The sequence below is a fragment of the Peribacillus simplex genome, from assembly GCF_001578185.1.
Lineage (GTDB): Bacteria > Bacillota > Bacilli > Bacillales > DSM-1321 > Peribacillus > Peribacillus simplex_A.
This window is the reverse complement of sequence record NZ_CP011008.1, coordinates 2,907,190-2,927,629: the sequence shown is the minus strand read 5'-3', so window position 1 is coordinate 2,927,629 and position 20,440 is coordinate 2,907,190. Positions and strand designations below refer to the sequence as shown.

Genomic DNA, 20,440 nt, shown 5'->3' with positions numbered 1-20,440 from the left:
CAAAAACTCTGTTAGCGAAAGGCTAACAGAGTTTTGTTTTTAAAAATATTTATTGAACCATCCTTTTATTTCTTCTACATGTTGCAGACGCATTTTTGGAGATCCGCTTCGGGATACTTCATGAGACTCATCTGGGAAGGAAACAAGTACCGCTTCTTTTTTTTGCCGTTTTAAAGCGACAAAAAATTGCTCGCTCTGTTCAATGGGACATCGGAAATCCTTTTCACCGTGAAGTAAAAGTAAAGGGGTATTCACATTGGAAACATATTTTAAAGGTGAGTGCTGCCACAATTTTTCAGCAGAGTTAACGATATCGCCGCCTACTTCCCATTCAGTAAAATAATAGCCAATGTCGCTGACGCCATAAAAGCTAATCCAGTTACTAATGCAGCGCTGAGTAACAGCGGCCTTGAAACGGTTGGTATGACCGATGATCCAATTTGTCATGAACCCGCCATAGCTGCCGCCGGATACTCCCAAATTTTCATGCTCTATAAAATCATACGTCGCTAATACATGGTCAACGGCCGCCATTAAGTCCTGATAATCCATGCCTCCATAATCCCCTCGGCAGGCATTTACGAAGTCCTGACCATAACCCACACTCCCACGAGGGTTAGTGAACAAAATAGTATACCCTTCATTAGCCAAGGTCTGAAATTCGTGAACATAGGTATTGGCATACATCATATGCGGACCGCCATGGATTTCTAAAATGAGTGGATATTTTTGATTTCCATTAAAATTGGTCGGTCTCATGATCCATCCGTGTATGGTAAGTCCATCAACAGATGGAAAAGTAATGGGTTCGGCCATGGACAAATGTTTATCCTTTAAAAAATCTTCATTAATAAAACTAATTTGTTCTTTATCCCCATTTGTAAGGTTATAAACAAAGAGATCACCGGGATGAACGGGGGTACTAATGGCCACGACCGCACGATGGCTTTCGGGATCTATAGTCAGGCCGTATATATGCTGCGGATCAAGTATAGATGGATACATGGCTCCTTCAATCGAACCATAATATACGCCAGTATTTCCATAATCGCTTATTAAAAAGTAAAAGCCTTGGCTATCGTTTGTCCATAAAATACCAGGGTCGACTGCTCCGACTTGGAAATCACCGATTGCAGAATCCCCAATTTGGACGTCCCATCCATCGGTTAAGCACTGAATGGATTGATCGAATATGGAGTATAACCAGATATTTGAAAAGGTGGCACCGGCAAATTCTTTATAATGGCCAATGAATGAAAGGTATTCACCATTTGGAGACCATTTCGGATCTTTAAAGAAACCTGTACTATCCGTTAACTTACGTGAAGAATTCGTTTCTAGTTCCATGATAAAAATATCAGAAAAAAGTTCATCATCACTCTTTTCTGCATCCCCGCTTATGAATGCAATGTGCTGACCGTCAGGGGACCACGCATTCGGGTGATGATCAATATTATTTTCCGTCAGCAATATGGCTTCGTCATTTAAAATCTCCACGATGACAAGCTGCTGAAATAACTGATCAAAATACCCTCTCCCATCCCATTTAAACTTAATCCGGTCATATCTATGAACATCTTTGGAAAAATCATTTTCCTTAACCGAATTAAGGCACTCCCCCTCTTTTAACCCTGTAGAAAGCAACAACTTGGTGGAACAAGGAGACCATATAGGTTTTGTTACACCGTTAACGAAATGGGTCAATTGGCGTGCTTCCCCTCCAATGCTCCCAATAATGTGCACTTGTTTTTTTCCGGATCTGTCCGATATAAAGGCGATATGCTTTCCGTCGGGGGACCATGCAGGTGAAGTATCACGATTATCCCCAAACGTCCATTGTTTTGTTTCATTCGTAATCAGGCTGAACATAAATAGATTGGAAATGTATTTTTCTGTTTTTTCATCAATTCTGGTTTGGACATACACCGCCATGCTGCCATCCGGCGATAGCTTTGGATCGGTCACTGATTTCAAGTGAAATAAGTCTCTTGCTGTTATACCTATTTTGTTCATCCTTTTCACCCTTTCATTCTCATTGTTATGTATTTCGCTAAAGAGAAATATAAATCCTTTAGTAAATGGTAAACGCGTAGTGTTTATTTATCAAGAAAGAATGAAATGAAAAAAATCCGGCCTTTTATCAGGACGGATTATCATGCTATATAGGCAAAGAACATAGAATTACTTATGCGTATGCCCTGTATGTGGGCGATGCGGCGATATTTGAAAATTATGTTCTTCCATCATTTTATAATGTTTTTCAAAATGTGAAAACATTTTATCGGCTTCTTCTTTTGATAGCGCACCATATTCAACATATTTTTCGATCAACCTCTTTTTGTCCGCAAGTATTTGCTTGTGTATCTTGGCGATTTCCGATTTTTGAACCTCAGTGAATTGTACACTTTCCGGTTTTGCTTTAGTTCCATGTGCAGACGGGTAATCCATGTTAACTAAGAATAGGGAACAGGCTATTAAACAGATGATTAAAAACTTTTTCATGGATGAACGACTCCTTCTTTTGTTTTTGCCTTTTCTTATAAAGATCTGCAGAACCTTAAAAACTTGAAAGGCCTTCCTTATGGTAATGTTTTCAATATGGAAGATTCCTCATTCATTATTATCTTTTACAGACTTTACAGTTTTATGTAATTTTTTTGGTTTACCCACAAAAGGGTTTGTTGCAGAAAGATAAGGGTAATTTAAATGTAAGCTAAACATTCTGAAGAAACTTCTCATTAAGAAAGATCCATTATGAGAAGGGAAGGAAGGGGGATTATAATGCTTTGGACAATTATTGGCGTAATAATATTATTATGGGTTTTTGGTTTAGTCTTTAAAGTGGCTGCAGGCTTTATACATATCCTGCTTATCATCGCGGTCATTCTCATTTTGGTTAAAGTTTTTAAAGGTAGGAAGCGAACGTAGATTAGATGTGAAACGAAGTCTTACGCAGAAGACTTTTATAAATACGATTGCAAAGGGCGGCCTGGTGAACAGGTCGCCCTTTTAATTTCCGTAGGTGTTAATCATAAGGAAGTGGCTGGCCCAACAGTCTCTTATGAATCCAAATCGCGGCTTGGGTCCCATCCCCCATCGAAATAGTGACTTGTTCGGAATGGGCAACAAGGTCACCGCCGGCCCAAACTCCTTTAATATTCGTTTCTTTAGTGCGGGGATGAATCACGACATGATTGTTTTCGTTTACATGCACACCTAGTTGTAAGGCGAGGCCGTTATTAAGTTTGTTCCCTTTAAACGCCGTGAATGCCTTTTCGGCTTCAATTATTTTACCAGATACTAATTGTATTGCGGTTAACTGCTGTTTGGCATCTACTAGAACCTCTTCGACTTCTTCTTCGAATACGGGAATTTGATTTGCCTTTAACTTTTTCCTATACTTTTCATCAATTTTTGATTTCAAGTGATTGACGTAAATGATATCCTTTGACCAATATAATAAAGTAAGGGCCATTCCTGCACCTGCATTTCCGCCTCCAAGGACCACGGTTTGTTTATCCATGATCTCATACCCATCACAGTCAGGGCATATATATGTGGATGTCCCAAGGGTTGTATAGATGTTTTTGATTGGAGGGATGTTATCGGTAATGCCGGTACCTAGAAAAATCATTTTTGCTTGATATTCCATGCCCTTCTTTGTGTGGATAAAAAACTTGTCCCGCTTTTTTTCAATAGATGTCACTGTATCTTCCAAAAATTCAACATCGAATTTTTCTGCGTGCTGTCTGCCCAGAGTCCTTAATTGGTGCCCGCTTACCCCATCTGGCCATCCAAGAATGTTATGGTAAGCCTTGGCTATGGAAGAACGGCCTTGAGCAGAATCAATGACAATAATATCATGTTTATATCTTCCGAGCTGAATGGCTGCCTGAATACCAGCTATACCACCACCAACAATAATGCAATCTGCTTGCTTCATGAATACACCGCCCATACAATTTTGGAATAAACCTAGTGTTATTCTAACTGTAGAAAATATACCACTTGTCGCAGGCACCTAAACAAACGCTAGATATAAAAAAGGGAAAGTCTGCCAGCTGGCAGACTTTCCTCGATTTCTTCTAATGCCTATTTTATTGGTTCTGTATTGGTTCGAGCCATTCTTGTGCCCAGTTTTGAATTTCTTTCATTACCGGTGCAAGAGCCTTGCCTTTTTCAGTTAAAGAATATTCAATCCGGACTGGTGTCTCTGGATATACGTCCCTTTTTACAATACCTTCAATTTCCAAGTCCTTTAAACGTTCAGAAAGAATCCTGCCGCTGATCGGGAAGGCAGATTCAATATTACAAAACCGTTGAGGGCCATTAAGCAATTGATTGACAATCAATCCGGTCCAGCGTTTACTCAAGATTTGCATTCCTTTTTCAAATCGTGGACAAAGTGTCGTATTATTCATCATATCACCCCATTATTATTATATTATAATGCATTTACCTCTTATGTAACAACTTTACCGAATATTATTTAGTTACTAGAGATGTTATAGTATAAGAAATTTATGAACTTACTTTAAGTATTATGAATAAAATTTCCGCCGCAGAATTGCCACATTTTAAAAGAAATGCTCTTTTAAAAATGTGTTCCTTTAGAGATACTATAAAAAATATGTTACTTTATTATTGGAGTCAAAGAGTTGCAAATGGAAGGATTCGTGGGAAAGATGAGTGATTTACTGCAAGAGGCCGTATCCTTTATCAGGACAAGTTACCCGGAATTATTGAAAACGAAAGAGGACATAAATGGCAGGATCGAACAAATCAAAAAGGAAATAAATGAAACAGGCAGATATGAACATACATATGAAGAATTGGTTTATGGTGCTAAATTAGCTTGGCGTAATAGTAATCGTTGCATCGGGCGCTTTTTTTGGGAGTCGCTGAGGGTGATTGATAAAAGGATGATTCAAAGCGAGGAAGAAATAGTATCGGCTCTCTTTGAGCATATCGAATACGCTACGAATAATGGAAACATCAGGCCTTTGATTACAATCTTCAAACAGAAAGATCATGATGTAAAAGTGGATATTTGGAATCATCAGCTTATTCGTTATGCAGGATATGAGACAGAGAATGGTGTAATTGGCGATTCAAGTTCAATAGAATTCACAAAGCAATGCATGGCATTAGGATGGGAAGGGAAATTTGGACCTTTCGATCTTTTACCCCTTGTAGTCCAGTTGGACGGAAAAACCCCTGAATTTCATGAAATTCCTGAAAGTCTTGTTAAGGAAGTTCCGATCACCCACCCGGAGTTTACATGGTTTCAAGATCTTCAAATCAAATGGTATGCAGTTCCAATCATATCTGGTATGAGGCTAGAAATTGGCGGTATTACTTATTCAGCTGCACCATTTAATGGGTGGTATATGGGAACGGAGATTGGCGGCAGAAACCTTGCTGATGAAGATCGCTACAATATGCTTCCAGCAATAGGGGAGAGGATGGGCTTGGATATTAAACGTGATTCGAATTTATGGAAAGATCGAGCCTTGATCGAACTGAATGATGCAGTCCTTCATTCGTTTAAAAAACATGGAGTCAGTATTGTTGATCACCATACGGCAGCTAAACAATTCAAGAAATTCGAAGAAAAGGAAACTTCATGTGACCGAAAAGTAACGGGTGACTGGACCTGGTTAATTCCACCAGTGTCTCCAGCTACGACACACGTATTTCATCAGCCGTATAACAATGAAATAATGAAACCTAATTTCTTTTATCAAAAGCCTCCATATAAATAAAGGTTTACATCAACGGGCATTGGGTATATATATATTAATCCAATAAAAAGGGGGAAGGTAATGATGGCATTAGGAAGAAACGTAGTATTACTAGGAGTCGGAGTTGCCGGAGTCTCATTTTTTTCAAATAAAACGAACAGAGGAAAAGTGAAGGACATGTGGTCCAATGCAAAAGATAAAACATTAAGCTTTTGGAATAGGAAGACTTCAGAGCTGGACCCTGTAATTGAAAAGGCAGGTCACCCCGATCCATATGATCATGAAGATAATAAAATGGTAGATGAAGGCGCCATGTATGGTGTTCACTATTATAATAATGCTAAGCATGGATAACGTAATAAAAAATCGCTTGGAGATTCCAAGCGATTTTTTATGGCTTTATTTGATCTTTTTTTAATCGTTAAATTCAGATGATTGCGAATTTTAAACAGGGTGTTCAATGTGGTAAATTCGTTATTGTGCTTTAAAAGAATAAGGATTAAGATTAAAGAATCGAAAGGAAGTGGATACGAGTGAGCAGCAGTTCTTATGATCCTGAACCCAGTAAGCAAGAGGAAGCCAATATGATGCTAGAAGTCGAGACTGTTATTCTCCCTGAGTATCTGCTCGAAGAAGGTAAATAAGGCTTTCTCTATAGAAGAGGAGGTCATCAAATGATTGAAATCTACAAGACGAATGAAAACCGGCACTTAAACAATATCGAGGAAATGACAAAAGGTTCCTGGGTGAATATTGTCGCGCCGACAGAAGCCGAAATAGATTATATATGCACGACTTTGAAGTTACCGATTAATTTCATGAAAGATGCGCTGGACGATGAGGAAAGGCCCCGCATAGAAAAAGAAGATGATAATGTTTTAATTATTGTTGACTTCCCATATTTGACTCGGGACGAAGCCGATTTACCCATCTTTGAAACGATTCCCATAGGGATGATCTTTACCAAAGACTGTTTTATTACAGTATCTTTGAAAGAAACCCCAATTTTGGCGAATTTCAAAAACAATAAGATTAAAGGATTTTTCACCAATAAGAAAACAAGGTTTGCTTTACAAATATTATTTGAAATTTCATCCTATTATTTACGGTACCTTAAACAAATTAACAAGATGACTAATGAAGCGGAACGTGAATTGCATCAGTCAATGAAAAATAAAGAACTATATACTTTTTTGGCTTTGGAAAAAAGCCTGGTTTATTTTACTACATCATTGAAATCCAATCGGGTAGTACTTGATAAGATTCTTCGTTTTAATTATTTGAAAATGTATGAAGAAGATAAAGAATTGCTTGAGGACGTAATCATCGAAAATGCACAGGCAATCGAAATGGCAGAAGTGTATCTCTCGATTCTTAGCGGGATGATGGATGCATTCGCTTCGATTATTTCGAATAATGTCAATAATGCCATGAAGTTTCTAACCTCAGTGACAATTATTTTAACTCTTCCGACGATGGTGGCAAGTTTTTACGGAATGAATGTGGAACTGCCATTTGAACATAATCAGTTTGCTTTCATCTTTACATTATTAATTGCCATCACTTTAGCGGGGACGACGGCATTCATTTTTTGGAAGAAGAAATATTTTTAAGAGAACCGGCTTATTAAGCCGGTTTTGTTTTATTCCTCAAAAAAGTCAGAAAATCCATCACTGTTGATTCGATTGGAATAGGGGTTCTCATCATTTACATTCTTTGCATCCAAATTTGTTTTGATGACTAAACGGGGACTCTGTGATGGTTCCCTGATAATACGGTCATTCAGCTCTTGAAAATCCGGTGCATTCTTATTGCCGGGTTTGTTTGGTTCCAATAAAACCACCTCCATTAGTATCTTTGCAATAAATGATGTGGTGTATTCATGAATATTCTTTGGTTTGGGAAAGATAAAGGAATGAGGAGGAGATCATGATGACCAAATGGAACGAGCAAGCCGCTCCCAATAATAATTTAAAGGCAAGTGATTTTAACCAGGATGAAGCAGGAAAAGCAAAAGTGGGTTCAAAATCCATTGATGGGGATCAATTGAATGATTTAAAAATCCAACGGGAAATCAGGAAACAAAATATATAAAAAAGAGCTTCCTGGGTGCGGTACAATTAACATTGGATTATGTAGTGGAAAACGCTTGGCGGTTAAACCAAGCGTTTTTTGTTCAAAATGAAAGCGGAATTCCATGATGGGATTCTTTTTGATCATGAACGCTTTTGCTTTTTAAGTGAAGATGGTTGAGTGAAGGACCCGGTTTCTTTTGTAGTGGTACCTTGCCCCTCAACCTGAGAAGAACCTAAACGAGTTTGTGATGCATCTTTCTTGTTTTTTCCATTCATGTTTATCACCTCGATATTACTTTCCCTTTTTCCTTTGCATCCTATACATATATTGAAGGTGAAAAGGACAGGTTAGAAAGAAGAGGAGGTGTGTGTTGATGTCAAAAATCGGTGTTGAAGAATCATTAACGAATATTCAGGAAGCACTTCGTGAAAAAGGTTTTGATGTTGTGGAGATTAAACAAGAAGCTGACGCAAAAAACGTGGATTGTTGTGTGGTAACAGGATTGGATACTAATGTGATGGGAATTAGCGATACTTCATTAAAAGCGTCTATCATTGAGGCAAATGGTTTATCGGCTGATGAAGTGTGCCGCGAGGTTGAAAATAAAGTTAACGCAATTCAATAGTTCAAAAAGTGCCTAACCTTTACCGGTTTAGGCACTTTTTTTCGTGCGCCCGGCATGGGTGCAATCTATAGGGTGAAAGTCCCGAACCATGAAGGCAGTAGTAGTGGTTAGCTTAATGCAAGGGTGTCCACGGTGACGTGGAATCTGAAGGAAGCAAGTGGCAAACCTCCGGTCTGAGGAACACGAACTTCATATAAGGCTAGGTATCATTGGATGAGTTTGCGAAACAAAACAAAGTCCTTACTGCCGAAGGTGGTACAGAGTAAATGAAGCAGATAGATGGAGGGAAAGATTGCACTCTTACCCGGGGAGGTCTGATGACAGCCAAGTACACTTGGTAACCTGTCCAGTGATGGACAGCTGAATCATCAGAAGTCAGCAGAGGTCATAGTACTTGTCTACTCGAGAAGATAAGGAAGGACCGAACAGATTAAGGAGGATGAATACTAGGCGTTCGTTATCTGCGAAGAAGCAAACAATTCCTAATGGAACTTATTTGAAGGAAGAAGTGGTGAATACACGGGGAACCTCAAAAGGGTGGAGCAGATAAAGGCACAAATAGACCATTTATCCACGTAGAAAGGATATCAACGATGTTAATGGAACAGATATTAGAGAGGGAAAACTTAATACAGGCATTGAAGCGTGTAGAAAGAAATAAGGGAAGCCATGGTGTAGATGGAATGCGCGTTCAAAACCTGAGACCGCACCTCGCAACCGAATGGTACAACATGAAAACAGCCCTTTTACAGGGTACCTATCAACCGCAGCCCGTCCGTCGTATCGAAATCCCGAAACCAAACGGCGGAGTTCGGCTTTTGGGTATTCCAACCGTTCTAGACCGTTTCATTCAACAAGCCATTGCCCAAATATTGACCAAGATATATGACTCAACCTTTTCGGAGAATAGCTATGGATTTCGCCCTAACAAACAAGGGCACCAGGCGGTTCGAAAGGCAAAGTCCTATATAACCGAAGGTTATACATGGGTAGTGGATATGGATTTGGAGAAGTTCTTCGATAAAGTGAATCATGACAAGCTCATGGGAATGTTAGAGCGGAAAATTGAAGATAAACGAGTTCTCAAACTGATTCGTAATTTCCTTCAAGCAGGCATTATGATAGGCGGACTTTTTCATAAAAGTGAGGAGGGAACTCCGCAAGGAGGTCCGTTAAGTCCTTTATTATCTAATATCATGTTAGACGATTTAGATAAAGAACTAGAGAAACGCAATCTTCGATTCGTAAGGTATGCGGATGACAGTACTATCTTTGTGAAGACACGAAAAGCCGCCAAACGTGCAATGGGAAATATCTCAAGATTCATTGAAAATAAACTGAAGCTAAAGGTCAACTACGAGAAGTCGAAGTATGATCGCCCTTGGAACAGAACGTTTCTCGGTTTTAGTTTCACGAAGTCAAAGAAGAACCCGAAGGTTCTACTGGCTAAACAAACGATGAAGAGGGTAAAGAAACGAATCAGGGAAATGACCTCGAGAAAATTACCGATACCCATGGAACTCCGAATAAATAAGTTAAAGCAATACCTTAGAGGTTGGATGGGGTATTTCGCCCTCATTGATACTCCGAACGTATTGAAGAATTTAGATTCATGGATTCGAAGAAGACTCAGGATGTGCCTATGGAAGCAATGGAAATTGCCAAGAACGAGGGTGAGGAAACTCAAAGGATTAGGCGTCCCATTTGGAAAAGCATATGAATGGGGAAATAGCAGAAAGGGTTATTGGCGCATAGCGCATAGTCCTATTCTAGACAAAACCCTTAATAATGTTTATTGGCTCCATCATGGGTTAGTAAATCTATATGAACGATATACAAAACTACGTCAGACTTAAACTGAACCGCCGTATACCGAACGGTACGTACGGTGGTGTGAGAGGTCGGAGGCTAGGCGCCTCCTCCTACTCGATTGTTCAAGGATGTTGTGCAATGGAAATTGCCGCGTTCAATTCTACAGCTACATTACCTTTGATCGCTCTTGAAATCATACAAGAAGCTTCAGCTTTTTCAGCAAGCTTTCTTGCCTTTTCAGCCGCTTTTTCAGTTGTATCCGGTGCTAATACAAGTGTAGGGCGATGAATGATCTTCTTGTAGGTGAATACACCATTCGTAACATCCACTATAGCTTCCGATTGCATGGTCAAGCTGGCCTTTTTTATATGGGCTCGCTCTAACATGGCAGCAAAGGTAATGATATAGCAGGTCGAGGCCGCTCCAAGCAGCATTTCATCGGGATTTGTGCCGATCCCTGGTCCCTCCATTTCCGTAGGGATACTTATCTGTGTTTGAAGATTCCCTGATTGAATAATGCCGATATCATTTCTACCGCCGGGCCATTCTGCTGTTAAATGAAAGTGATGTATGGTCATTTTAAAACCTCCTTACTATTCTCTAGTGTAAACGATTAAATAGGTCAAGTATTCGATTTTGCTCAATCGGCCGAATAAAGTGCCCGTTCGGTCTAATTATCACCGATTGGGACAAAAAAACCTGCCGAAAAATCTCAGGAATCGGCCCATTAAAAGTTTGGTAAAACAAAAGGCAGAGGCATTAGGCTATTTTAAGCACAATATTGGATAGGCTTTTCTATAATGATATAGATAGTTCTATATAAATAATAATTCATTACGGAAGGGCTGAAAAGTTGACTACATTGAGCAATATGTTCGATTTGACTAATAAAACGGCAATCATTACCGGAGGCGGAAGAGGTTTGGGCAAACAGATTGCTATGGCTTTGGGGGAGGCTGGCGCTAATATAGCCATTGCTTCACGAAATCTTCCTGTATGTAAGGAAGTATGTGAACACTTGCAATCAATGGGTGTTAATGCCATTGCCTTTGAATGTGATATAACGAATGAGAGTGACATTGATCGTGTGGTACAGGAAACGGTTGCTCACTTCGGTACGATTGATATTCTTGTCAATAATAGCGGCACGTCCTGGTCAGGTCCGTTTGTGGATCTTCCCAAGGATAAGTGGGAAAAAGTATTGAATGTAAATGTTACAGGTACATTCTTGTTTTCACAGGCTGTAGCGAAGGTTATGATACAGCAAAATTCCGGGAAAATCATTAATATCGCATCCGTGACAGGTCTTGGCGGTACGTTTCCTGAGGTATTGGATACCATAGCTTATAACACCAGTAAGGGTGCCGTCATTACAATGACTAAAGATTTAGGAGTTAAACTTGCTAGATACGGCATCCAGGTCAATGCGATAGCACCTGGATTTTTCCCGACCAAAATCACAAAGGGAATTCTTGAGAAATCCAATTATGACATATTAGGTAATACTCCGGCTCGCAGGTTTGGCAATGAAGATGATTTAAAGGGAGCCGCCGTATTTTTAGCCTCACAGGCTTCTGACTATATGGTTGGTCATGTTTTGATCGTTGACGGGGGAACATCGGCATTAGTATAAATGTAGGAGAAAGGAAGGAAAGGTATATATGGCTAAGGAATCAAATTTTTATAAAGGGCTTAAACTACTAGGAGCACAAAAAGAGCAAGAGCTGAATGACAAAATTCAAAATCTGCTGAATAACCGGGAATTAATTGAAACAGTAAGCGACAATGCACAATTGCAGATTCCAAAAATAAATAGGATGCAGGAAGCCTCAGAAAGAATGTCCATCATCATGAATTACCCAACAAAAAAAGATGTAGCGAGTCTTGCAAAATTAGTCATCCAGCTCGAAGAAAAAATTGATAGGTTAGAAGAGTTACTTATGGATTGGGACGGGAATGTCAGAGGGAATTCTTCATTACGTAATAAACGGAATGCTTATTCATCGCGTAAAAAGTTTAAGAAATCAAGTTGGGAATCCAATGAAATAGAAGGGAGTAAAAAAAGGTTAGCGGATTTTATGAATGAGTCCTTATTATTAAGTGCACAGTTGCCTAAATTCGATTCATTTGGACAGGGGAATTCAAATGTCTAAACGGAAAGTGCCGAAAAATCAGTCCGAACCCATATCTAAATGGAAACATTTTTTGGATATTCCCAATCAGCCTATGCCTGAAATTGGTCTGACGTCGAAAAAAGAGGTGTGGAAAAAAAACAAATCAACGCTCTGGTATTATCCGTCGGCACAAAAAAAATATGATGTGCCGGTTTTTCTTATATATTCACTAATCAATACTCCATTGATTCTTGATTTGTCCCCAGGGAATAGTTTAATAGAATCTTTTGTAAATGAAGGTTTTGATGTATATTTGCTTGATTTCGGAAGCCCGGGTTTTGAAGATGGCGAGATATCGATCGAAGATTATATCGTCGATTATATTCAAAAAGGAGTGCAGCGTGCATTACGTCACTCTGGAGCATCAGAAATTACAGTTATGGGGTTTTGTCTCGGCGGTACGTTAGCCGCAATATATGCTGCCATTGCCGACGAGCCGATCAAGAATTTGATCCTCTCCGTTACACCGGTAGATTTCAGCGCCTCAGAATTTTATGATCAATGGCAGGAAGCATTAAAAGAAGGGACCGTGGATTTTGACGAGACGATTGATATTTATCAAACGATCCCAGCGAGTGCAGTTAAATATGGAATCCGTTTAATTACATCTCCTATATATATATCACCCTATTTATCTTTATTGAATAAAGCGGATGATGTTGAATACGTTCAAAATTGGCGCCGTTTCAACGCGTGGACCAATGGGCATGTGCCATTATCCGGAGCAGCTGCAAAACAAATAACGAAGGATCTTTTGATGAAAAATCGCTTGGTTAATGGTGGTTTTAAGGTTAGGGGGAAAAAGGCGAAGCTTTCGAAAATTGATGCTAGTGTTTTGGTCACAGCAAATAAGTATGATCGTTTGGTCCCTCAGGAGATGATTTATCCGGTAATGGAGCATCTAACATGTAAGGATAAGACATACAGACTACTGAAAAGTGGACATGCATCCAAACAATATTCAGGTAAACTCCCATATTATTTGAAGGAATGGCTACCGGGGCGTTCTTCACCAATTAAATAAGTTACTGGGGGAAGTGAAATGTACGTATTGAACGACAGTGAGTATATTAAAATCATGCCGGTTTTGGCGTATATAGGCTTTGCATCACTGATATTTTCAAAATTCTTTGCAACATTACCGGATTATTAAAGTGAAATAAATGAAAGGGCTGGCTCGGCACATAGAGCCAGCCCGTTATTGTATTATCGATACTATTTTACCCGTTCTTCAAGAGGTGAGAATTCTTTATCCCCAGGTTCTGCAGTGGGTTTTCCAAAGTGCATATGTGCGATGAGTTCGAATACCGAGGAATATCCCATGCCTTCTTCACTTCTTCATCGATTAAGGGATTATAATGCTGAAGGCTTGCACCAAACCCCTCGATTTCCAATGAAGTCCATACGCAAGTAAAATGCCAGATGATTGGTTCGACCAAATCGGAAAGTTATCGGCATACGTTTTGAATTGTTCTTGAAGCCATTTTTAAATGACTTCTTTTTTTCTACCGTTTTTCCAAAATCTTTGTCCCCGGCGGTTTTTCGTAATGTTTCTCTCGTGATATCCTAAAATTGGTCGTGGCTTTGACCACTTAAAACAATCACTCTTGCACTTTGGGAGTCGAAAGCGGAAGGTGAATGTTGAACGGCATGATCTTACTTCTTTAATCCTTTTATCAGATACAACACTTAGCTTGCTAAGGGAATAATAAGAGTGCCTATCTTCAATTGCGCATAAAAAATCTGTAGAAATATCACACCTCCATTAATTATACTGACTTATTTTGACCTGGTTTTAATATTTTATTATAAGTGAATGCGGGTGAAATATTTAAATGAAAGAAAGGTTGACAAATAAATCACTATCATTTATCTTTAAATCAAGATACTTTTATTAAATGTAATTTACCTCTAGTTAAATATCTCGAATTCAAGATATTGTTTTTCGGATAATTCATCTCCGTAAGGGGAGATTTATAAAGATAGGAGTGGTACAGATGGAATTAAAAGGATTACATCATGTTTCAGCGATTACAGCTAAAGCGGGAAACAACTTTGAATTCTATACGAAAGTGTTAGGGATGCGATTAATCAAAAAAACGGTGAATCAAGATGATGTTCGTGTGTATCACTTATTTTATGGAGATCAAATTGGGTCACCGGGTACAGAACTGACGTTTTTTGAAATTCCCAATGCCGCCCGCACTCACGAAGGAAACAATAGCATTTCAGAAATTTCTTTAAGGGTTAGGGATGATAGAGCACTTGAATATTGGAAAAAACGGTTTGTAGAATGCAATGTTGAGCATGATGAAATATCGACCCGTTTTAAAAGAAAGGTGCTTTCTTTTAAAGATCCTGAGGGGCAAAGGCTTCTTCTGGTTTCCGATCAGGGTAGTAACGGAATTCAAGCAGGTGTACCATGGGATGGAAGCCCGGTACCGCAAGAGTTTTCCATCATTGGATTAGGACCAGTAAAACTCACTGTACCCAATATTGACCAGACACAAAGCGTTCTAACGGAGGTGTTGGGATTCCGGAAATCAGGAACATACCCATCTTCTTTAAGGGGGCAAAATCCGATTGTCGTTTACGAGACAGGTGAGGGTGGAACAGGAGCGGAAATCCATATTGAAGAGAGGAAGGATATCCCTCGAGAACGATTGGGGAGGGGCGGAGTGCACCATGTTGCCTTTCGGGTGGATAATGAAGGGGAACTGAGAAAATGGATAGAAAAAATTAGAGAATCGAATTTTGTGAACTCGGGTTATGTAGACCGCTTTTATTTTCGTTCCCTCTATTTCAGGGAGCCGAATGGCATCTTATTTGAACTAGCGACAGATGGACCTGGTTTTACTGTGGATGAAGCAGAGCAGCATCTAGGTGAAAACCTTGCCTTACCACCTTTTTTAGAATCGAAAAGACAGGATATTGAATCGAATTTAAAACCGCTAAATACAAAATCAACAAATTAATCAACCGGGAAAGGAAGTAATCGGCATGCAAAAGAAAACCGCGGGAATACATCATATAACAGCAATTGTAGGCAATCCTCAAGAGAATGTGGATTTTTATGCTGGAGTATTGGGAATGCGCATGGTCAAGAAAACCGTCAATTTTGATGACCCAGGAACCTATCATTTATATTTTGGGGATGAATCAGGTTCACCAGGGACCATCATCACTTTCTTTCCCTGGCCTGCGGCATACCAAGGGAAAATTGGCTCTGGACAAGTGGGGATTACAACATATGCGGTTCCGGAAGGTTCAATGGATTTCTGGGAAATGCGGTTGAACAGGTTTAATATAGTATTCGAGAAAGTTTCCCGTTTTGGAGAGGAATATCTGGAATTTCAAGATCCACATGGTTTGCAACTTGAACTGGTTGAGCGTAAAGAAGGGAAAAATAGCGAGTGGTCATTCGGCGGTGTACCAGCTTCCAAGGCGGTCAAGGGATTCGGCGGTGCCGTATTATTGACGTCTAAACCGATCAAAACGATGGAACTATTAGAGAAAGTGATGGGCCTGCAAAAAATTGGGGAAGAGGGCGATTACATCCGCTTCAAATCCACATCGGACATCGGAAATTTGATAGATGTTAAAAAAACGGTTTTGCCAAATGGGAACATCGGAGTGGGAACTGTCCATCATCTTGCATGGCGTGCAATCGATAATGAAGATCATAAAGAATGGAGGGAGCATATCGCCAACCATGGCTATGGTGTGACACCCTTTACAGACCGTCAATACTTCGATGCCATTTATTTCAGGGAAGATGGAGGCATACTTTTTGAAGTTGCCACAGATCCACCTGGCTTCGCTCATGATGAAACGAAGGAAACGATGGGTAGTAAATTAATGCTGCCGCCATGGCTTGAAGAAAAAAGGGGAATCATGGAGAAAACGTTACTGCCGGCAGTGCAGAGAGTACTTGAGGAGGATAAATGATGAAGCATATTTTTCAAAAAGGAAGTAATCCAGAAGCGCCATTGCTTTTGCTTTTACATGGCACTGGAGGAACGGAAACAGATCTCCTGCCATTAGCGGAAATGGTTTCACCGGGATCATCTGTATTGAGCGTACGGGGAAATGTACTTGAAAACGGAATGCCTCGTTTTTTCCGCCGGTTATCCGAAGGGGTTTTTGATGAAGAAGATTTGATCTTTCGTACGAAGGAGCTTTATGACTTCTTGGAATCAGCGTCCAAAAAATATGACTTCGACCGTGAAAGAGTGGTAGCATTAGGTTATTCCAATGGTGCAAATATAGCGGCAAGTTTGCTGTTCCATTTCGAAGGGGCATTACAAGGGGCGATTCTTCATCATCCCATGGTGCCTAGACGAGGGATTGCTTTGCCGTCCCTTTCGGATATACCTGTATTTATTGCTGCAGGTAAAAACGATCCGATTTGCCCGGCAGCAGAAACTGATGAACTTAATCAACTTTTACTGCAAGCTGGTGCTACAGTGGATGTTCAATGGGAAAATTACGGACATCAGTTAACACGTTCAGAGGTTGAGGCAGCGGGTTCATGGTTTCAAAAGAACTTTTTATAAGAATGAGAGGGAATGAAGATGATTTCTGTTAATCCTGAAAGTCTTACTGAACGGGATAATTATAAGTTTTTGACTGGAAGCATTATACCGAGACCTATAGCCTTGGTTACGACACAATCCGAAACCGGTACAATCAATATAGCGCCGTTCAGCTTTTTTAACATAGTCAGTTCAAATCCTCCGATGATTTCCATTTCTGTTCAACGGAAAGAAGGAGTTTCAAAGGACACGGCCCGAAATGCAATTCAAACAGGTGAATTCGTTGTTCATATCACTGATGAGAATAATGTAGCTGATGCAAATCGAACGGCGAAGGAACTCCCATCTGACGAAAGTGAATTGGGTCTTACCAATTTCACGCCGGCTGTCAGTGATAAGGTATCCGTACCAGGATTGCAAGAAGCAAAGGTACGCTTTGAGTGCATATTAGAGCATGCGATACAATTGGCAGGTTCCCAGAATAAACCCGGTTGTGATTTATTGATAGGGAAAATAGTCTGCTATCATATAGAGCAAGATATTTACCATAATGGCCGAATTGACCAGAATGGACTAAAACCTGTCGCAAGATTAGCGGGTCATACTTATACAAAACTAGGAGAATTATTTGAATTGGAACGTCCTTAAGAATTGTGGCGACACCTTTAAAAAGATGTCGTCTTTTTTCTTCTATCTTCCGTTATCTCCAAGTCTTGAGCGACTTACCCGCAAAAAAGCAAGTCTTTACAATCCAAAACAAATACTTGACAATTTTTTCATAGATTGATAAAGTAATAAAAAAATAAATTTCTTATCCAGAGAGGTGGAGGGACTGGCCCTATGAAACCTCAGCAACAGGTCTGCTATGACACTGTGCTAATTCCAGGGGGTGAAGCCCTGATAGATGAGACCCTACGTTTTTATTTGTCAGTAACGCACTCTTTTTAGAGTGCGTTTTCGTTTTTTCTGGATGCAGGATGAAGGGGAGTATGAATGGAGAACAAAAGGAAGCATGAATTTCAACGGGAAATGAAAGCACGGCATTTAATCATGCTATCGCTTGGGGGGGTGATTGGAACTGGTTTATTCTTAAGTACGGGTTATACGATTCAACAGGCTGGCCCGTTTGGCACTATCCTTTCGTATCTGATAGGGGCACTAGTGGTTTATCTTGTCATGCTATGTTTAGGTGAACTGGCAGTACATATGCCCGAGACAGGTGCGTTTCATAGCTATGCAGCCAAATACATTGGACCTGGGACAGGTTATACAGTAGCCTGGTTGTATTGGCTAACTTGGACTGTTGCGCTAGGTTCGGAATTCACGGCCGCTGGATTGTTGATGCAGCGATGGTATCCATCAATCAATGTCTGGATTTGGAGTGCTCTATTTGCCATTTTGGTTTTTGGATTAAATGCGCTGACTGTCAAGTTTTTCGCTGAATCTGAATTTTGGTTTGCGTCAATAAAGGTAATTGCGATCGTGATATTTATTATTTTGGGAGTTGCTGCAATGGTAGGTTCTATACCAATGAATAACTCTCAATCAGCACCGCTATTTTCGAATTTTATAAGTGCAGGGTTATTTCCTAATGGTGCTTTTGCCATTATCATGACGATGCTTGCGGTGAATTTTGCATTTTCTGGAACTGAATTAATCGGAATTGCAGCTGGAGAAACTGTGAATCCAGAAAAAACGATACCAAAGGCAATTCGTCTGACATTGTGGAGATTGATTATCTTTTTTGTAGGAACCATCGTTGTATTATCTGCATTATTGCCTATTTCGGATGCAGGCGTATTAGAAAGCCCCTTTGTGGCCGTTCTTGAACGAATTGGAGTGCCATATGCAGCGGATATTATGAACTTTGTTATTTTAACTGCCATTTTGTCTGCTGCAAACTCAGGTCTATATGCCTCTTCCAGAATGCTTTGGTCACTTGCAGATAAGAAAACCATATCACCAATATTCGCAATATTAACAAAACGAGGTGTTCCGATATATGCAGTCATTTTCAGTATGTTGGGCGGTGGTTTAGCCCTGTTCTCTAGTGTTATTGCACCGGATACTGTATATATAGTGCTTGTGTCCATTTCGGGTCTGGCCGTGGTTGTAGTTTGGATGAGTATTAGCGCTTCACAGTTCCTATTTCGGAGACGATTTATAAAAGAAGGAAATTCAGTAAATGACTTGGCTTATCGTACACCATTATATCCGCTTGTACCAATCATTTCTTTCATGCTTTGTCTTGCTTCTTGTATAGGAATTGCATTTGATCCTACACAACGGATTGCGCTTTATTGCGGTATTCCATTTATTTTGTTTTGCTATGGAAGTTATTATGTAACACAAACTTCAAAGAAAAGAGGCGTAGATCTTGAAGAATAAAATTAACCCAATTGACGCTATTTTACGAGAACATTCAGTCATGATTCTGGACGGAGCTTTAGCTACAGAGCTTGAGCGGTATGGGTGTGATTTGGACGATCCGCTGTGGTCTGCCCGTGTATTACTTGAAAATCCAGAGGTGATTTATCGGGTTCACACTGACTATTTCCGTGCAGGAGCGGACTGTGCGATAACTGCGAGCTACCAAGCTACTGTTGAAGGTTTCTCCCTGCGTGGAATACAAGAAAAAGAGGCCCTGAAGTTAATTCAGAAAACGGTGTTTCTCGCAAGAAGAGCGAGAGATGATTTTTGGAAGGAAGAGACGCAAACGAATAGACCTAAGCCATTGGTTTCTGCATCAGTAGGACCCTATGGGGCTTACCTCGCTGATGGTTCAGAATATGTAGGAAACTATGGTGTTTCAGATGAAACTTTAGCAGAATTTCATCGAATAAGAATATCAGCTTTGATTGAAGCAGGTGCTGACCTTTTAGCATTTGAAACGATTCCATCCCTGCAAGAAGCAAAAGTATTGAATTCATTATTGAAAGATTATCCAGAAGTATATGCTTGGTTATCCTTTTCTTTGAAAAATGAGAAAGCAATAAGTGACGGTACATTGCTGGAGGATTGTGCAAAGTTCTTTGAGGACAGTGAGCAAATTGCTGCGATCGGTATTAACTGTGCACCAGTATCAGTTGTCACGGACGCCATCAAGGTGTTAAGTGCGAACACAAAAAAACCAATTATAGTTTATCCGAATTCTGGTGAAACCTATGATCCACAAACTAAAACATGGCATGGTCAAGAATCATGTAACACGCTCGAACAAAAATCTGAAGAATGGCACCATGCTGGGGCACGTTTAATCGGAGGATGCTGCAGAACGGCACCTCATCATATTGAAGAGATTTCAAGAAAGTGGCGACCTTCCGAAGTGGTATCCTCATAGCTTTATTCCTATATCAACTGTTTTTAATAATCATAATATAAAAAAACAGGGCTTTGTTAAGTGGTATTGTTGTTTTCAGCTATAAAATATGGGAACGGCCGATTTGGACGTTCCCGTTCTTATTCCATTAAAGC

The 20,440-nt window shown here is 39.9% G+C and carries 23 protein-coding genes, 1 pseudogene and 1 riboswitch; of the genes and pseudogenes, 16 read left to right on the top strand and 8 right to left on the bottom strand.

What is annotated here, in order from left to right:
* Window positions 1-39: 39 nt before the first annotated feature.
* Window positions 40-2,013, bottom strand: a complete 1,974-nt coding sequence (locus UP17_RS13535) for a S9 family peptidase (protein ID WP_061463478.1) — start codon at window positions 2,011-2,013, stop codon at window positions 40-42.
* A gap of 168 nt (window positions 2,014-2,181) precedes the next feature.
* Entirely contained in the window at window positions 2,182-2,502 is a 321-nt protein-coding gene (locus UP17_RS13530; RefSeq protein WP_061463477.1) for a YckD family protein, read from the bottom strand.
* Between the two features lie 279 nt (window positions 2,503-2,781).
* On the opposite strand from UP17_RS13530, the gene UP17_RS27670 reads away from it, so the two are divergent.
* The gene (locus tag UP17_RS27670) at window positions 2,782-2,928 is read left to right on the top strand and encodes a lmo0937 family membrane protein (RefSeq protein ID WP_155727326.1); all 147 of its coding nucleotides are present in this window, start codon (window positions 2,782-2,784) and stop codon (window positions 2,926-2,928) included.
* Window positions 2,929-3,025: 97 nt separating this feature from the next.
* On the opposite strand, the gene UP17_RS13525 is transcribed toward UP17_RS27670, so the two are convergent.
* Together UP17_RS13525 and UP17_RS13520 are read right to left on the bottom strand one after the other, a co-directional pair.
* Window positions 3,026-3,943: an NAD(P)/FAD-dependent oxidoreductase gene (locus tag UP17_RS13525; protein ID WP_061463476.1), complete on the bottom strand. Its 918-nt coding sequence runs from the start codon at window positions 3,941-3,943 to the stop codon at window positions 3,026-3,028.
* 154 nt (window positions 3,944-4,097) lie between these two features.
* Window positions 4,098-4,421 carry a catDE operon transcriptional regulator CatR gene (locus tag UP17_RS13520; RefSeq protein WP_061463475.1) on the bottom strand — a complete coding sequence of 108 codons (324 nt, stop codon included), beginning with the start codon at window positions 4,419-4,421 and terminating at the stop codon, window positions 4,098-4,100.
* A gap of 243 nt (window positions 4,422-4,664) precedes the next feature.
* Between UP17_RS13520 and UP17_RS13515 the strand changes: the two genes are divergently transcribed.
* The 3 genes from UP17_RS13515 to UP17_RS13505 all read left to right on the top strand — a co-directional run bounded on the left by UP17_RS13515 (window position 4,665) and on the right by UP17_RS13505 (window position 7,357).
* A complete protein-coding gene (locus tag UP17_RS13515; RefSeq protein WP_284149583.1) occupies window positions 4,665-5,765 on the top strand; it encodes a nitric oxide synthase oxygenase in 1,101 nt (366 codons plus the stop codon).
* Window positions 5,766-5,825: 60 nt separating this feature from the next.
* Window positions 5,826-6,098 (top strand): hypothetical protein, encoded by a 273-nt coding sequence (locus UP17_RS13510; RefSeq protein WP_061463474.1) that lies wholly within the window; start codon window positions 5,826-5,828, stop codon window positions 6,096-6,098.
* Window positions 6,099-6,418: 320 nt separating this feature from the next.
* Entirely contained in the window at window positions 6,419-7,357 is a 939-nt protein-coding gene (locus tag UP17_RS13505; RefSeq protein ID WP_061463473.1) for a magnesium transporter CorA family protein, read from the top strand.
* Window positions 7,358-7,386: 29 nt separating this feature from the next.
* Here the strand turns inward: UP17_RS13505 and UP17_RS13500 are convergent, their stop codons facing one another.
* Entirely contained in the window at window positions 7,387-7,587 is a 201-nt protein-coding gene (locus tag UP17_RS13500) for a hypothetical protein (RefSeq protein ID WP_434218697.1), read from the bottom strand.
* Window positions 7,588-7,673: 86 nt separating this feature from the next.
* Here UP17_RS13500 and UP17_RS27665 point away from each other — a divergent pair, with 86 nt between their 5' ends.
* Window positions 7,674-7,838 (top strand): hypothetical protein, encoded by a 165-nt coding sequence (locus UP17_RS27665; protein ID WP_155727325.1) that lies wholly within the window; start codon window positions 7,674-7,676, stop codon window positions 7,836-7,838.
* A gap of 122 nt (window positions 7,839-7,960) precedes the next feature.
* Here UP17_RS27665 and UP17_RS27660 read toward each other — a convergent pair whose 3' ends face one another.
* On the bottom strand, window positions 7,961-8,095 hold the full coding sequence (locus tag UP17_RS27660) for a YuzL family protein (protein WP_101225105.1): 135 nt from the start codon (window positions 8,093-8,095) through the stop codon (window positions 7,961-7,963).
* A 98-nt stretch (window positions 8,096-8,193) separates the two neighbouring features.
* On the opposite strand from UP17_RS27660, the gene UP17_RS13495 reads away from it, so the two are divergent.
* Together UP17_RS13495 and ltrA are read left to right on the top strand one after the other, a co-directional pair.
* A complete protein-coding gene (locus UP17_RS13495) occupies window positions 8,194-8,445 on the top strand; it encodes a YkuS family protein (protein WP_061463471.1) in 252 nt (83 codons plus the stop codon).
* Between the two features lie 593 nt (window positions 8,446-9,038).
* Window positions 9,039-10,301: a group II intron reverse transcriptase/maturase gene (ltrA, locus tag UP17_RS13490; protein WP_061463470.1), complete on the top strand. Its 1,263-nt coding sequence runs from the start codon at window positions 9,039-9,041 to the stop codon at window positions 10,299-10,301.
* Between the two features lie 78 nt (window positions 10,302-10,379).
* Here the strand turns inward: ltrA and UP17_RS13485 are convergent, their stop codons facing one another.
* Window positions 10,380-10,835: an OsmC family protein gene (locus tag UP17_RS13485; RefSeq protein ID WP_061463469.1), complete on the bottom strand. Its 456-nt coding sequence runs from the start codon at window positions 10,833-10,835 to the stop codon at window positions 10,380-10,382.
* A gap of 293 nt (window positions 10,836-11,128) precedes the next feature.
* On the opposite strand from UP17_RS13485, the gene UP17_RS13480 reads away from it, so the two are divergent.
* Genes UP17_RS13480 through UP17_RS13470 form a run of 3 tightly spaced genes read left to right on the top strand, consistent with a single transcriptional unit; the run spans window position 11,129 to window position 13,455 of the window.
* On the top strand, window positions 11,129-11,890 hold the full coding sequence (locus UP17_RS13480) for an SDR family oxidoreductase (protein WP_061466101.1): 762 nt from the start codon (window positions 11,129-11,131) through the stop codon (window positions 11,888-11,890).
* 28 nt (window positions 11,891-11,918) lie between these two features.
* Window positions 11,919-12,410 carry a hypothetical protein gene (locus tag UP17_RS13475; RefSeq protein WP_061463468.1) on the top strand — a complete coding sequence of 164 codons (492 nt, stop codon included), beginning with the start codon at window positions 11,919-11,921 and terminating at the stop codon, window positions 12,408-12,410.
* Window positions 12,403-13,455: an alpha/beta fold hydrolase gene (locus tag UP17_RS13470; RefSeq protein WP_081108820.1), complete on the top strand. Its 1,053-nt coding sequence runs from the start codon at window positions 12,403-12,405 to the stop codon at window positions 13,453-13,455. Before UP17_RS13475 ends, UP17_RS13470 begins: the two co-directional genes overlap by 8 nt.
* Before the next feature lie 191 nt (window positions 13,456-13,646).
* Here UP17_RS13470 and UP17_RS13465 read toward each other — a convergent pair.
* Window positions 13,647-14,184 (bottom strand): annotated as a pseudogene (locus UP17_RS13465) (nitroreductase family protein).
* 244 nt (window positions 14,185-14,428) lie between these two features.
* Between UP17_RS13465 and UP17_RS13460 the strand changes: the two are divergent.
* The 6 genes from UP17_RS13460 (at window position 14,429) to mmuM (ending at window position 20,306) form a co-directional block, all read left to right on the top strand.
* A complete protein-coding gene (locus UP17_RS13460) occupies window positions 14,429-15,406 on the top strand; it encodes a ring-cleaving dioxygenase (RefSeq protein WP_061463467.1) in 978 nt (325 codons plus the stop codon).
* A 25-nt stretch (window positions 15,407-15,431) separates the two neighbouring features.
* Window positions 15,432-16,379, top strand: a complete 948-nt coding sequence (locus UP17_RS13455) for a ring-cleaving dioxygenase (protein ID WP_061463466.1) — start codon at window positions 15,432-15,434, stop codon at window positions 16,377-16,379.
* Window positions 16,379-16,987, top strand: coding sequence for an alpha/beta hydrolase (locus UP17_RS13450; RefSeq protein WP_061463465.1), 609 nt, complete (start codon window positions 16,379-16,381; stop codon window positions 16,985-16,987). The genes UP17_RS13455 and UP17_RS13450 overlap by 1 nt, the downstream gene beginning before the upstream one ends.
* Before the next feature lie 18 nt (window positions 16,988-17,005).
* A complete protein-coding gene (locus UP17_RS13445) occupies window positions 17,006-17,614 on the top strand; it encodes a flavin reductase family protein (protein ID WP_061463464.1) in 609 nt (202 codons plus the stop codon).
* A gap of 160 nt (window positions 17,615-17,774) precedes the next feature.
* A riboswitch (SAM riboswitch) is annotated at window positions 17,775-17,877 on the top strand.
* An 82-nt stretch (window positions 17,878-17,959) separates the two neighbouring features.
* The gene (mmuP, locus tag UP17_RS13440) at window positions 17,960-19,354 is read left to right on the top strand and encodes an S-methylmethionine permease (RefSeq protein WP_061463463.1); all 1,395 of its coding nucleotides are present in this window, start codon (window positions 17,960-17,962) and stop codon (window positions 19,352-19,354) included.
* On the top strand, window positions 19,344-20,306 hold the full coding sequence (gene mmuM, locus UP17_RS13435; protein ID WP_081108819.1) for a homocysteine S-methyltransferase: 963 nt from the start codon (window positions 19,344-19,346) through the stop codon (window positions 20,304-20,306). Before mmuP ends, mmuM begins: the two co-directional genes overlap by 11 nt.
* The last annotated feature ends 134 nt before the right edge of the window (window positions 20,307-20,440 follow it).